Origin of the sequence: Corallococcus sp. CA054B, assembly GCF_003611625.1 — a bacterium.
GTDB lineage: Bacteria > Myxococcota > Myxococcia > Myxococcales > Myxococcaceae > Corallococcus > Corallococcus coralloides.
Map to the genome: position 1 here is coordinate 1 of NZ_RAVY01000243.1, position 13,284 is coordinate 13,284.

Below are 13,284 nucleotides of genomic sequence, written 5' to 3' on the forward strand. Positions count from 1 at the left end.
GCGCGGTAGGCGGGGCCGCGGGCGGCTTGCCTCCGCTGGCGGCCTTCGCCGGCGCGGGACGCAAGGGGGGAAGCAGGGACGTGCCGAACAGGTCGCCCTGCCCCGGCTCGTCGGCCGGAGGCGGCTCCATCCCCTTGCGCTTCTTCATCGCGACAGCTTCTCGACCCAGCCCTGGGCCTTGCCGTGCAGCTCGTCGTCAGGCGGCGTCATCGCGACGACGTCGCGGAACTTGGGCAGCGCGTCCTCCGGGCTGGAGTCCTTGATGGAGTAGGCCTGCATGTACAGGTCCTTCGCCTTGCCCTTGAGGTCATTGACGATGTTGGCGGCGCCCGTGTGGCTGGGGTCGGCCTGGAGCGCGCGGCGGGCGAACTCCATGGCGCGCGACCACTGGCCGGCGGCCTTCGCGCCCGCGGCGCTCTTGTAATAGATGTTGCCCGCGCGGGTGCCCGCGTTGCGCGCCATCTTGCTCGTGCGCCCGTCGGTGATGTCCTTGTCCAGCGCGAGCAGGCGGGTGAGGCCCTTGGCGTCCAGGTCCTCCAGCTTCTTGTAGAGGTTGCCGAACTCCGTCATCTGCCCCATCAGCTGCTTGCACTGGGGCGTCTTGGCCGAGCACGCGTTGAGGATGGCCACCGCGCCGGTGATGTCCGCGTCGCGGAAGCGGTCCACGGCGGGCTCCCACGGCTTGGGCGCCGCGGCCACGCGCACGGGGTCCGGACGCGTCAGGTCCGCGATGAGGCGCGCGGCGTCGTCATTGACGAGCTTGCCGTCGCGGTGCTCCGGGAAGGTCGCGAGCACGTCGTCGGTGATGGCCTTGGCCTTCTGCACGTTCTCCAGCTGGCGGGTGTCCAGCAGCCCCTTGGCCTCCTTCGTGCGCTTGTCGGCGGCGTCCGTCAGGTTCTTGCGCGCCGTCTTCAGCTGCTCGTAGAGCTGGGTGTCGCTGCTCACCTTCTCGATGGACGCCTTCGCGGAGGCGAGCTCCCCCTTGTCCAGCGCCGCCTGGGCCGTGCCCAGGTGCTTCTGGTTGGGGATCTCCCGCTCCGCGGCCTTCAGGTAGTCCTCCACGCCGGGGTAGGTCGGCGCCTGCGTGTGGAGTTCCTCCAGCTTCGCCTTGGCCTGCTCCCACTGGCCCTCGCGCACCAGGTTCTTGGCCTCCTGGAAGAGGCCGCCCAGCTGCTCGCGGTACTTGCGCTGCTCCGCTTCGATGCGGCCCTGCTCCTCCTGCTGCTGCCGCATGCGCGAGCGCGCCACGCCCAGACCCGCGAAGAGCACCACCAGCACGGCGACGCCCGCGAGCTTCATCCGCATGCGCTTGCGCTGCATCTCCGGTGTGAGCTCCGCGGCGGCGGCCGCGCGCGACGTCTGCGGGCGCGCGCGGCCCTCCCGGGCGGGACGCGAGGGCACGGCCGTGGGACCGCGCCCCGCCGCCGTGGACGGACGGGGCCGGGGGCTGGAGGGGGCCTGCACCTTGGCGGTGCTGTTGGCGGTGTCCTCGTAGCGCAGCTCCGAGTCGCCCAGCGTGATGACGTCGCCGTTGGCGAGGAGCGTCTCCTCGGCGATGGGCTCGCCGTTGACGATGGTTCCGTTGCCGGAGCCCATGTCACTGACCATCCAGCCGGCGGACTCCTTGCGCAGCGTCACGTGCTTGCGGGAGACGGACGTGTCCTGGATGCAGATGGGGTTGTCGGTGGCGCGGCCGACCGTGTACTCGAGCTCGGAGAGAGCGAACTCCTCACCCTCCATGGGGCCGGCGATGACGACGAGCTTCGCGGGGCGGGCCGCGGCGGCACCGGTGGTCGACCGGCGGACCGGCGCGCGCGAACCCGTCCCGGAGGAGGGCGTACCGGACGTAGGCCGTCGGCGGGCGGGGGGAGGTGCGTTCGACATGGAGGTCACCGCGTCCTGCTGAGGGGGGCACGGGCCCTAAAGCTCGTGCTCATAGGCTTTTTCCTGCGCGAGATTGTGGCAGCGATGCTCGGCCGTAGGGAAGCGTCTCCGTACGTCTTCCAGGGTCGCGACCGCATCCCGTCGGCTGCGGAACTGAACCGCCCGCTGGAACTGCATCATCAGCTGGCTGCAGCGGTGGTCCAGCTCCGTTGAAATCTGGGCGATCCGCTCCCGGACGTCCTCGTAGAGCTCCGGCTTTTCGTCCAGCGCTTCCAGGGTGATCCACGCGGCGCGGTACTCCCTCCACGCCTTGAACAGGTTCTCCGCGCCCACGTCCTTGAGTTCGTAGAAGCGGGCTCCCGCCTTCGCGGCTTCCCGGGCGGAGAGGATCAGCTGTTCCGGCGACGCCTCGGGCACCGGGATGATCTCCAGCCGCAGGTTCCAGATGCGCCACGGGTCACGGCCGGGCGGGTTGAGGGCGTTGTCGAAGAGGAGCTGGTTGTTGGCGTTGCGCCGCAGGAGGCTGGGCGGGAGGATCTGCTCCAGCTCACGCTCGGCTGTCTGTGCAGTGTCCGGGGGCACCCAGCCCAGGGACACGCCGTTGAGGGACAGGTTGACCTCGTCCCGGGCGATGTTGCTGGCCTGGTAGTGCAGCACCGCCACCGCGCGCGTGGGGGACACGAAGCGGAAGTCAAAGAGCTTGTCGTCGACGTGGACCCAGCGCACGTCCTCGCCCAGGCCGAAGGAGTCCGTCACCGGCTCCATGCCCAGCTTGGAGGGTTCGCGGCCCGGGAGCCGGATGGCCGTGGGGGACACGAGCGCCACGAGCAGCGTCACCACGCCCAGCACGACCACGGCCGCCAGCGACGCGAAGCCGATGCGCTTGGGCAGCGACTGGCGCTGCCAGAAGAGGACGAGCTGCCCCTGGAGCGACCGGGCCAGTTGACGCCGCCTGCGGGCCTTGTCGGCGGCGGACGAGGGCTCGACCTTCGCGACGACCGTCACCGGGCCGTTGGGCACGGGCTGGACGAAGGAGTCCTCCCGGTCGGCCGGCACGGGCTGGAGGGCGCCGCCCTCCCCGTTCGGAGCGGGCGCGTGGGCCGGCAGAGGGGGCTCGCCCGGCAGCGGGCCGGGTTCCAGGGTCGGGGCAGGTGCGGCCCGCTCCCTGCCGACGAACGTCACCGGCTCCGGCGAAGGCGGCGGGACCGGAGGGCTCCAGGCCGGCGGAGGCGCCACGGCCGGTGCGGCGGTGCCGGGCGCGACCTGGCCCGTGAAGGTCCCGGAGGCCCGGGTCTCCTCGGGGGCCGAGGAGAGGTCATCGTCCTGGCCGACGAAGGTCGAGGGCTCGCTGGAGCTGATCGCGGAGGGAGCGCTCACGACGCGCACCGGCGGGGCCACGAGCGGGCGAACCGGGGTGATGGGCCGGAGGTCGAGGACGGTCCGCTCCTCGGGCTCCTCCATCACCGGCGGAAGCAACGCGGGCGAGGCGTCCTGAGGAGGCAGCGCCTTTTCCAAGGGCGGCGCTTCCGGGGTCGCCGGAATCGCCATCAGCGTGCGCTCCTCGGGCTCGTCCAGCTCCGGAGGTGGCAGCACGGGCGGCGGCGCGGCGGGCACGGGCGAGTCCACCGTGGAGATCGCCATCAGCGTGCGCTCTTCGGGCTCGTCCAGCTCCAAGAGGGGCAGCACGGGCGGCGGCGCGGCGGACACGGGCGAGTCCACCGTGGAGATCGCCATCAGCGTGCGCTCTTCAGGCTCGTCCAGCTCCGGCAGGGGCAGCACGGGCGGCGGCGCGGCGGCGGGCACGGGCGAGTCCACCGTGGAGATCGCCATCAGCGTGCGCTCCTCGGGTTCGTCCGGCACCACGGGGGCCAGGTCCACGGGGGGCGGTACGACGGAAGGCCGTGCTGGAGGCGGCGGAGCCATGAGCCCCGGCGGCGTCATCAACGGCAGGCCCGGCGAGGAAGCCGCGCCCCCCCGGGCCCCCGGAGCAGCGGACGCGCGCGCGGCGCCAAGCCCCAGCGAGGGACGATTCAGCGCGGGCGCACCGACACCGGGCAGGTTCGGGACGGCGTTCTGCTTCGCGGGAACTGGAGCCGCGACCTTCTCCGGAGCAGGAGGCGCCACGTGGGCAGCCCCCGTCGAAGCAGGGGTTCCGGCCGCGGGAAGCTCGAGCGCGGTGATGTGCGCGGGCTCCGAGGCAGTTCCCGGAGCGGACGACCGGCCCGGTCCCGAGGCACCGACGGCCGCCAGTCCCGGCCCGGAGGCCCGGACGGAGGCGGAAGCTCCCGAGGCCTTGTTCGCCGTCGAGGCGCTCAGCGCCGGGGGGCCACCAGGAGCCTTGGCCGGAGCACCCGCGCCCGGAACGGAGGGCCCCAACACAGGGGGCCCCGCGGGAGTTCTGGCCGGCGCTCCCGACGCCGAAGCCCCCAACACCGGAGGCGCGGCGGGGACCTTGCCCGAAGCAGCCGACGCGGAGGCACCCAGCGCAGGCGGACCCGAGGGAGTCTTGGGCGGAGTCGCCGCACCCGGCGCGGAAGCACCCAGCCCAGGAGGCCCTGCAGGAGGCCTGGGCGAAGTCGCCGCACCCGGCGCGGAGGCGCCCTGCACCGGAGCCCGGACCGGAGCAGCTGCTGGCGAGGGAGCGCCCAGCACAGGAGGCCCGGCGGGAGGCTTGGGCGGAGCCGCCGTACCGGGCGCGGAAGCGCCGAGCACAGGCCCCTGCGGAGTCCTGGCCGGAGCCGCCGCGACCGGCGCTGGAGCACTGACCGCCGGCAGATCCGGAGCGGAGGGGCGCTTCGGCGTGGCGGCCGGCATCGGCATCGCCGGGGTCGCCCCACCCTTCGCGGCGGGCACGGCCATTCCCGGGCGCGGCGCAGACGCCGGCCGGGCCATGGCCGGCATCGACTGCTGGAAGCTCGTGGGAGCCGCTTCGATCTCCGCGAGCGACGCCTGCTCCACGCCCTGCGGCGACACCTTCGCGTTGGGCGGCGCGAGCGCCCGCCGGATGGGCCGGGTGACGTCGTCGTCATCCTCCGGCGGCATCCACACGAAGGTGAACTCCACCGGCCCCACGGTGATGCGGTCGCCGTCGCGCAGCTGCTTCTCGCCGCTCAGCAGCTGGCCGTTCAACTGCGTGCCGTTCGCGCTGCCGACGTCCTCCGCGAAGTAGCGCCCATCCCTCGCCGTGATGCGGGCATGACGCCGGGAGACACCGTGGTCATGCAGCACCAGGTCGTTCTCCGAGGTCCGGCCGATCTTCACTTCGGCCTGCTCGAAGGCGAGCTCCCGTCCGACCTGGAGCCCCTGGGTGATGGTGAGCAGGATGGGCAGAGGACTAGCCCCCGACGTTGCCGAACATGAACTGGAACACGATGGGCCCGAAGAGCACCATGAACACCGTCGGGAAGATGCAGGCGATGAGCGGGAAGAGCATCTTCACCGGCGCCTCGCCCGCCAGCTTCTCCGCGCGCTGCGTGCGGTCGATGCGCATCTGCGTGGACTGGATGCGCAGCACCTTGCCCAGGCTCGTACCCATCTTGTCCGCCTGGATCAGCGCCGTGACGAACGTCGTCAGCGGCGGCAGGTCCACGCGCACGATCATGCTCTTGAGTCCCTCTTCACGCGTCTTGCCCATCTTGAGCTGCTTGAGCACCAGCTGCAGCTCTTCACGCAGAGGCCCCTGGCGGCCCTTCTCCACCACCTTCGCCAGCGCGCCCGTGAAGTCCATGCCCGCTTCCACCGACAGCGTCAGCAGGTCCAGGTTGTACGGAAGCGCGCGGCTGATGGCCAGGTGACGGCGCTTCACCTGGTCGTTCAACCAGATGAGCGGATAGAACAGGCCGAGCAGCATCACCACCAGCGACCAGGCCAGGTTCGCCCCGATGCCGTTGGCGACGAACAGGCCCACCAGCAGGCCCAGGAAGGCGCTCACTTCCTGCAGCGCCATGATGTCCTCGGGCTTGTACTGGGACGGCTCGCCCGCCTTGATCAGCTTGCGGCGCGTCTTGGACTCGTAGCCCGGCCACATGAAGCGCCGGTTCATCGCGCCCAGCTTGCGGATGGCGACGGAGCCCGCGCCCTTCACGCCGCCCGCGGACTCGTCGCGGACTTCCGTGAGGAAGCGCTCCAGGAGGTTGGTGTACAGGCCGATGCCCAGGAACGCCACCGCGCCCGCGGTCAGCAGTGCCGAGCCGCCCATCAGCAGAAATGTCAGGACTTCCTGCACGGTGCGCCTCGTTTCAGATGTCGATGTTGACGATGCGCCGGATGATGAGGATGCCCATGATCTCCATGATGGCGATGATGGTCACCAGGATGTAGCCGAAGATGTGGTTCATCATCGGCTCCATCAGGTCCGGACGCATGTAGTTGAGCACCAGGCCCAGCACCGCGGGCATGGCCGCGACGATCCACCCTTGCAGCTTGCCCTGGGAGGTCAGCGCGTCGATCTTGCCTTCCAGGCGGAAGCGCTCGCGGATCACCGTGGAGATGGTCTCGAACATCTCCGCCATGTTGCCGCCCAGCTGGCGCGCGATGTTGGTGGACACCACCACCAGCTCCAGGTCGTCGCTGCCCACGCGCTTGCCCATGTTGACGAGCGCCTCTTCCAGCGGCACGCCCAGCTTCACTTCCTTCACGAAGAGGCCGAACTCCTGCGACAGGGGCGGCAGCGCTTCGCGCGCCACGTGCTCGATGGCCTGCGGGAACGTGAGGCCCGCCTTGAACGCGTTGGCCATGGCCTGCAGCGCGTCCACCAGCTGCACGTTGAACTTCTTGATGCGGCGCTTGCGGTAGTGCTTCACGAGCAGCATCGGCAGGAAGAAGCCGAAGATGGTCGCGAGCACCGCCAGGATGGGGTTGAAGATGATGTAGCTGAGGATGCCCAGGAGGCACATGCAGGCGATGTTGAGGATCAACATCTGCCGCGCGTCGATGAAGAGGAACATGTCGCTCAAGTCGTTCATCGACTTGGCGACGTACCGCTCCTGGTACTGCTCATACGCCTTCGACAGGACGCTGAAGATCACCAGGCTGAAGAAGAACACCGAGCCGGTGACAAGAAGGAGGACGATACCTGCGAGCATGGGCGCGAATCCCCGGGGGATGAGGGAGGGGTCGGCAGGGCCGCTTCAGCCTTGAAGCGAAGCGGCCCCGCGCGCGGGACTACGGAGCTCCGGCCGAGGCCTTCTCGCCGCTGCCACTGCCCTTGATGATCTGGATGATCTCCCGGCGCTTCTGCTCGAGCACGCGGGTGCGCTCACCGGAGAGCAGCGTGCTGATGGTCGCGCGGCCGCGCTCTTCGATGAGGTCCACGTCGTCCTCGTTGCGCAGCGACAGGGTCAGCTGCCCCAGCTCCGCCGCCAGCACCAGGATCTCCGCCTCTTCCGGCAGCACCATCAGCGAGACGTTGGAGTACTCGCGCTGGTTCTCCGGGATGAGGTTGATGTTCGTGGTGCCGGTGATCTTGCCCGTGGCGACCACGATGATGTTCTGCAGCAGCGTCACCGCGACGCTCTCGTCCGTCTGCGGATCGCGGAACGTGCCGATGATGTCCACGTGATCGTTGGGGCGGATCCACCCGCCCACCGCCGTGGTCTGCTTCGCCTCGATGGTGACGGCGCGCGCCTTCTTCTGCACCTTCGTGGACAGGCGCTCGGCGGCCTTCGTCGTCTCGAACTGGCTCCAGAGGATGGGGTCGCCGGCCTGCAGCGCCACCAGCACCTTCTGGTTCACGATGTAGTTGGCGGAGTCCGGCTTCACCACCGACGAGGTGACGAACTGCTCCGGCACGGAGCGCTGGGAGATCATCTCGTACGTGATGACCGACCCCTCGGGCATGTCCTGGCCCGCCACCACCACGGGCACCAGGTTCCACCCGCGGCGCACATCGGATTCCTTCTTCTTGATGGCCGAGTAGGCCACGATGCCCGCGAGCAAACCGAGCACCAGTGCGACGACGAGCGGGGTCTTACCCTTCAACATGGTTCAAAGTCCTCCAGAACGGTGGGGCGCCGTCGTGGCGGCAGGACTGCTTTGGACGAGGGGGCAATGCCAGGGCGCGAACGGGCAAGATGTTAGCCATGCCCCAGAGCAGGTGTCAAAACCACCTCTCGCGACAAAGCGGAATCCCGGGACCTCCGGTGCTCACGGAGCCTGCCCGCCCAGGGGGGAGGACGGCTCGACGCAGCGTGCTGATCCGCAGCCTTCCGTCCCTCAGGGGAACGGCAGGTTCAGCACGAAATAGAACGAGTCGTAATAGATCTGGTACGCCTCGAGGAACAGGTCGATGACGTTGGTCTGCCGGTCGTCCGTCCAGCGGATCCGCACCGTGGCGCCAATGACGAGCCCGACGATCAACACCCAGTTGATCATCGAGTACTCCACCATGGCCTGGCCACGACGGGCCCGGCGCGGGGAGCGCGGCGGTGACTTCCGGGAGCTGTTCACGGGGGGAGCGTGCACGTCCGACGTCATGGCCCCATTATCCAGGACCCGGGCCCCGGACGCATCGGTCATGTGGACTGCCGCCCTCCCCTACTGCGCGGGCTTGGAGGGGGCGGCCCTGGACGGAGCGGACGCCGGAGCCGTGGGGGGCGAGGCCTGACGCAGGCGGCGCTGGGCCAGCTGCGCCGCGCTGGAGCCGGGGGCCTCGGAGATGATCTGCCCGCAGACGGCGGTGGCCTCCTGGGTCCGGCCCTGGACGGACTCCGACTCGCAGAGCCGTGAGAGCAGGGCCAGCCGCTCGCTGCCGCTGGCTCCGGCCGCGAGCGCGGCGCGCAGCAGCTGCGCCTCCCGGGCGCGGTCACCCTGGTTCGCGGCGGCCTGGGCCTGGGCGGACAGGTCGCGCGCCGTCATCGACTCCTTGGACGCGGACTTCTCCAGGGGAGAAGGCTTCGCGGCCTCGGCGCGGGCGGACTCCTGCTTGGGCCTGGCGGTCGAAGGCTCCGGGGGCCGCGCACCACCGATGGAGCCCACGGCGGCGGGGGCCATGGGCGCGGCCTGGACCACCGGCGCGGAGGCCAAGGCGGGAGGTGGCGGAGGCGCGCCCGCGGCCACGCCCTGCTCGTCATCCGAGCCGAGCCCACGGCCATAGGCCGACTCGCCCAGCCGCAGGGAGTCGCCCTTCGCCTTGTCACTGAGCTTGCCCGGGGAACGCCGCGGCGCGGGCTCATCCTTCGCGAGGTAGCCGTCGTCGGCCTGCACTTCCTTCGGAAGCGCCTCCATCGCGAGAGCGCCGGCCGCCGGCTGATCGAGCGCGTCGAAGGCTTCCTCCTCGTCCCGGACGGCCTTGGACAGCTTCTTCCTGGGAGCTTCTGCTTCCGCGCGGCGCTCCAGCAGCGCGCCACCGCTGCCCGCGTTCATCCAGTCCGACGGACGGGCCGCGGCGGCGCCCTTGCGCTGTGGCTTGGCCTCCACCTGGTTCTTGCTGAACTCCCTCTCTCGCGGCGCGGAGGCCAGTGCGTCCGAGGCCCCTTCGGGCACGTCCACTTCGAGGGTCGCGCTCGAAGGCGCGGGGGCCAGGGCGCTCGGGGCGCGCTTGTCCTGCGTTGGCGATTCCTGCTTCGCCGCCGCCATCGTCGGAGCAGGCGCGGCCTTCTGCGACAGGTTCGGCGACAGGTCGAGGTTCTCGCTCACCGTCAACGTCAGCAGGCCGAAGGTGCTCACCGTGGCCAGGCCCACCGCGGGCAGCAGGAAGCGGCGCCAGCGCGAGGGCTTCGGCTCGGGGCCCGCGGAGGCTCGGCGCGCGGACTGCTGCGCGTACGCGAGCAGCGACTCCAGGCCCGCGTCCGGCGCGGGCTCCGACGACAGCTGCGCCATGGTGGTGCGCACGCCGCGGATGTCCGCCAGCGCCTTCGTGCAGCGCGCGCACCCCTGGACATGCTGCTCCAGTACCTGGGCCTCCGACGCGGGCAGCTCGCCGTAGGCGAAGTCGAGGAGCCGGTCCTCGTGCGCGTGGGCATTCTGGGCATTCATCCCGCCACCGTCCTTCCATCCTCCGACAGGTCGCCGTCCACGCCCAGCTCACCCAGGCGGCGGCGCAGGCCCTCCAACGCGTAGCGCATGCGGCTCTTCACCGTGTTCTCGGACACGCCCGTCACCTCGGCGATCTCCTTGAACGGGATGCCGCTGTACTCGCGCAGCACGAACACCTCGCGCTGCTCCTCCGGCAGGGCCGACAGGGCCCGCTCCAGGAGGGGCCGAAGGCGGGCGTTGTGCGCGCCGCGCTCCGGGCTGGCCCCGGCATCCGGCAGCCCCTCGCCCAGCGGACGCCCCTCGTCGCCGTCGGCCCCCGCCGCGGGGGCTTCCAGGGACGTCGCCTGGCGGTAGCTCTCTTTGCGCGTGCTGTCCACGCAGAGGTTCCTCGCGATGGTGTACAGCCAGGTCGTGAACCGGGCCTTGGGCTCGTATTCCCGGGCGCTGCGGACCACCTTGAGCCAGGTCTCCTGCAGCACGTCCTCCGCCCGCGCCCTATGGCCTACGAAGCGCAGGATGAAGTTGAACACCGGCGCGCGGTGCTTGCGCACCAACGCTTCGAACGCACGCGCGTTTCCCGCCTGGAAGGCGAGCATCAGCTGCTCGTCTGAGGTTTCGGGTGCCAAACTTCCCCCAGTGCCCATGAAGCCACGGGTGCCATCCCCTTCACCGCCCACGGCCTGTAACGGACAGCCGTGCGCGAAAGGTCTATTCCGGCCGTGGCCGCCGGTAAGTGGCGAGAATGACAGGGACCGCCACCCCTGTCACCAGAAGTGCCTGCGCCAGCAGCACCGCCGGTAACGGGCGCTGCACGTGCACGTACAGCGAGCGGCCGAGCCCCACTCCCAACAGGATGCCCGTCAGCGTGCGCACCGCGTTGGAACCCGAAGCGGGCCGGAAGCGTCCCACCGCCCAGTCCACGAGCGCGGGCAGCGTGAGGGCCAGCACCACCGGCACGTCCCACTCCCACCGCAGCGGCGCCTTCAGCGCGAACAGTCCGAGGAACACGGCGGCGAGCACCGGATACGTGCCCAGGCACCGCGCGCACACGCGCACGCCCGCGAGCACGTATGTGCGGTTGTACTCATCCGGGTGATGATGGCTGAGCCAGAACACCGGCACCTCCTCCGGACGCGGAAACAGCGGGCCCGTCCTGCACGTTGCGCGAATCCCCTTCGGCCAGGAAGCACGCCGCGGCGTGGCCTCCGCCCAGGGGATACAGGGGGGGTGACTCGCGGCGGCAGCGCTCCATCGCATGCGGGCAGCGCGGATGGAACGCGCAGCCGGTCGGCGGCGACAGGGGCGAAGGCGGCTCTCCCGGCAGCACGAGCCGCGCGCAGGGACGCTCCGGATCCGGCACGGGCACCGCGGACAGCAGCGCCTGCGTGTACGGATGGCGAGGCCCTGCGTACAACGACCGGGACGGCGCCACCTCCACGATGCGGCCCAGGTACATCACCGCCACCCGCGTGGACACGTACTCAACAATCTTCAGGTCGTGCGCGATGAAGACGTAGGTGAGCCCGCGCTCGCGCTGCAGGTCCACCAGCAGGTTGACGATCTGCGCCTGGATGGAGACGTCCAGCGCGCTGATGGGCTCGTCCGCCACCACCAGGTCCGGACGCAACGCGATGGCACGTGCAATACCGATGCGTTGACGCTGGCCGCCGGAGAACTCGTGCGGGTAGCGCTGGCGCGCCTCGCGGGGCAGCCCCATGGCGTCGAGCAGCGCCAGCACCTCGCCCTCGCGCGCCTTCCCCTTCGCGAGGCCGTGGATGGCGAAGGGCTCCGCGAGGATGTCCCCCACCGTCATGCGCGGGTTGAGCGACGCGTAGGGGTCCTGGAAGACGAGCTGCATCTGGCGGCGCAGCGGCCGCAACTCGCGCTGCGACAGGCCGGTCAGCTCGCGCCCGGCCACGCGGATGGAGCCGGAGGTCGGGTCGATGAGGCGCAGCACCGCGCGCCCCAGCGTGCTCTTGCCGCAGCCGCTCTCCCCCACCAGGCCCAGCGTCTCGCCGCGGGCCACGTCGAAGGACACGCCGTCCACCGCGCGCACCGTGCCGCGCGTGCGGCCCAGCAGGCCGCCCTTCACCGGAAAGTGCACCTTCAGGTCGCGCACCTGGACCAGCGGTTCGCTCATGGCGCGGGCACCGGATGATGGCAGGCGGCGGACTGGCCTCCGCGCTTCGGCTCCAGCACGGGCGTGACGCGGGCGCACAGCTCCGAGGCGCGGTCGCAGCGGTCGCGGAACGCGCACCCGGACGGCAGCGCGGTGAGCGACGGCACCATGCCGGGAATGGCCTTCAAACGCTGGCGTCCGCCCTCCGCCGCCGCGCCCGCGTCGTGCAGCGACGGGATGGAGCGCAACAGGCCCGCCGTGTACGGGTGCGCGGGCCGCGCGAACAGCTCGCGCACCGGCGCCTGCTCCACGATGCGGCCCGCGTACATCACCACCACCGCGTCGCAGCTGCCCGCCACCACGCCCAGGTCGTGGGTGATGAGCATCACCGCCATGTTCCGCTCGGCCTGCAGGCGCTTGAGCAGCTCCAGAATCTGCGCCTGGATGGTGACGTCCAGCGCCGTGGTGGGCTCGTCCGCGATGAGCAGCGCCGGGTCGCACGCGAGCGCCATGGCGATCATCACCCGCTGGCGCATGCCGCCGGAGAGCTGGTGCGGGTACGCGTCCACGCGCTCGCCAGGCGCCGGGATGCCCACCTGCCGGAGCATCTCCACCGCGCGCTCACGCGCCTGCGCCCGGGTGGCGCCCAGGTGCAGCCGGACGCCTTCGCCAATCTGCTCGCCCACGGTGAACACCGGGTTGAGCGACGTCATGGGCTCCTGGAAGACCATGGCCACGTGCCGGCCGCGCACGCGCCGCATCTCCTTCTCCGGCAGCGCCAGCAAGTCATTGCCCCGGAAGCGCACCTCGCCGCCCACTACGCGGCCTGGAGGCTGAGGAACGAGCCGCATCACCGACAGCGCCGTCAGGCTCTTGCCGCAGCCGCTCTCCCCCACCACCCCCAGCGTGCCGCCAGGAGGAACGCAGAAGGACACGCCGTCCACCGCGCGCACCGTGCCGCGCGGGAGCGACAGCTGGGTGACGAGCCCCCGCACGTCCAGGAGCGGGGCCGGCGCGACGCCGGTCACTTCTGGGCCAGCTCCTCCAGGAACTCCGCCTCCTGGATGAGCCCCTTGCGGATGAGCAGGCGGATGAGGCTCGCGACCATGCGCGCGGGCTTCACCTTCTCCGTGTCCAGGCTGGCCTCCTCGCCGCGCGAGATGCGGTCGATGTCGTCCAGCACCGCCAGGTCCTCCTCGGAGAAGTCCGGCTTGGGCGTGAGCGCCACGGACGGCTTCACGCCCTGCGCGGCGCCGCCGAAGAGCACCACCGGCACGCGCGGCTTGCTCGGGTCCTCTGGCTCCGAG

11 protein-coding genes and 1 pseudogene are annotated in these 13,284 nt (G+C 70.9%); all 12 read right to left on the bottom strand.

The genetic code is table 11. The annotated features are described in order from the left end of the window. Positions 1 to 144: 144 nt before the first annotated feature. On the bottom strand, positions 145 to 1,884 hold the full coding sequence (locus D7V80_RS36370; RefSeq protein ID WP_233585984.1) for an FHA domain-containing protein: 1,740 nt from the start codon (positions 1,882 to 1,884) through the stop codon (positions 145 to 147). Between the two features lie 36 nt (positions 1,885 to 1,920). Then, a complete protein-coding gene (locus tag D7V80_RS43200) occupies positions 1,921 to 5,145 on the bottom strand; it encodes an FHA domain-containing protein (protein WP_233585985.1) in 3,225 nt (1,074 codons plus the stop codon). A gap of 73 nt (positions 5,146 to 5,218) precedes the next feature. After that, positions 5,219 to 6,109 (bottom strand): type II secretion system F family protein, encoded by an 891-nt coding sequence (locus D7V80_RS36380; RefSeq protein ID WP_120592459.1) that lies wholly within the window; start codon positions 6,107 to 6,109, stop codon positions 5,219 to 5,221. Between the two features lie 13 nt (positions 6,110 to 6,122). After that, positions 6,123 to 6,968, bottom strand: a complete 846-nt coding sequence (locus D7V80_RS36385) for a type II secretion system F family protein (protein ID WP_120592460.1) — start codon at positions 6,966 to 6,968, stop codon at positions 6,123 to 6,125. A gap of 79 nt (positions 6,969 to 7,047) precedes the next feature. Continuing rightward, entirely contained in the window at positions 7,048 to 7,866 is an 819-nt protein-coding gene (cpaB, locus tag D7V80_RS36390) for a Flp pilus assembly protein CpaB (RefSeq protein ID WP_014397657.1), read from the bottom strand. Between the two features lie 231 nt (positions 7,867 to 8,097). Next, entirely contained in the window at positions 8,098 to 8,358 is a 261-nt protein-coding gene (locus tag D7V80_RS36395) for a hypothetical protein (protein WP_043321771.1), read from the bottom strand. A gap of 60 nt (positions 8,359 to 8,418) precedes the next feature. Further along, the gene (locus D7V80_RS36400; protein WP_120592461.1) at positions 8,419 to 9,858 is read right to left on the bottom strand and encodes an anti-sigma factor; all 1,440 of its coding nucleotides are present in this window, start codon (positions 9,856 to 9,858) and stop codon (positions 8,419 to 8,421) included. After that, positions 9,855 to 10,502, bottom strand: coding sequence for an RNA polymerase sigma factor (locus tag D7V80_RS36405; protein WP_043323640.1), 648 nt, complete (start codon positions 10,500 to 10,502; stop codon positions 9,855 to 9,857). Before D7V80_RS36405 ends, D7V80_RS36400 begins: the two co-directional genes overlap by 4 nt. A 64-nt stretch (positions 10,503 to 10,566) precedes the next feature. Then, the gene (locus tag D7V80_RS36410) at positions 10,567 to 10,974 is read right to left on the bottom strand and encodes a DUF2085 domain-containing protein (RefSeq protein ID WP_120565601.1); all 408 of its coding nucleotides are present in this window, start codon (positions 10,972 to 10,974) and stop codon (positions 10,567 to 10,569) included. Then, a complete protein-coding gene (locus D7V80_RS36415) occupies positions 10,943 to 11,998 on the bottom strand; it encodes an ABC transporter ATP-binding protein (RefSeq protein ID WP_120592462.1) in 1,056 nt (351 codons plus the stop codon). The genes D7V80_RS36410 and D7V80_RS36415 overlap by 32 nt, the downstream gene beginning before the upstream one ends. Next, positions 11,995 to 13,005 (bottom strand): ABC transporter ATP-binding protein, encoded by a 1,011-nt coding sequence (locus D7V80_RS36420; RefSeq protein ID WP_120592463.1) that lies wholly within the window; start codon positions 13,003 to 13,005, stop codon positions 11,995 to 11,997. The genes D7V80_RS36415 and D7V80_RS36420 overlap by 4 nt, the downstream gene beginning before the upstream one ends. Continuing rightward, positions 13,002 to 13,284: pseudogene (locus D7V80_RS36425) on the bottom strand (hypothetical protein); the annotation flags it as partial. The gene D7V80_RS36420 and the pseudogene D7V80_RS36425, both read right to left, overlap by 4 nt.

What these genes read in the sequence shown, in the direction of transcription:
- D7V80_RS36370 (WP_233585984.1), bottom strand. Translation starts at nt 1,884, where the DNA reads ATGTCGAACGCACCTCCCCCCGCCCGCCGACGGCCTACGTCCGGTACG.
- D7V80_RS36385 (WP_120592460.1), bottom strand. Translation starts at nt 6,968, where the DNA reads ATGCTCGCAGGTATCGTCCTCCTTCTTGTCACCGGCTCGGTGTTCTTC.
- cpaB (WP_014397657.1), bottom strand. Translation starts at nt 7,866, where the DNA reads ATGTTGAAGGGTAAGACCCCGCTCGTCGTCGCACTGGTGCTCGGTTTG.
- D7V80_RS36395 (WP_043321771.1), bottom strand. Translation starts at nt 8,358, where the DNA reads ATGACGTCGGACGTGCACGCTCCCCCCGTGAACAGCTCCCGGAAGTCA.
- D7V80_RS36400 (WP_120592461.1), bottom strand. Translation starts at nt 9,858, where the DNA reads ATGAATGCCCAGAATGCCCACGCGCACGAGGACCGGCTCCTCGACTTC.
- D7V80_RS36405 (WP_043323640.1), bottom strand. Translation starts at nt 10,502, where the DNA reads ATGGGCACTGGGGGAAGTTTGGCACCCGAAACCTCAGACGAGCAGCTG.
- D7V80_RS36415 (WP_120592462.1), bottom strand. Translation starts at nt 11,998, where the DNA reads ATGAGCGAACCGCTGGTCCAGGTGCGCGACCTGAAGGTGCACTTTCCG.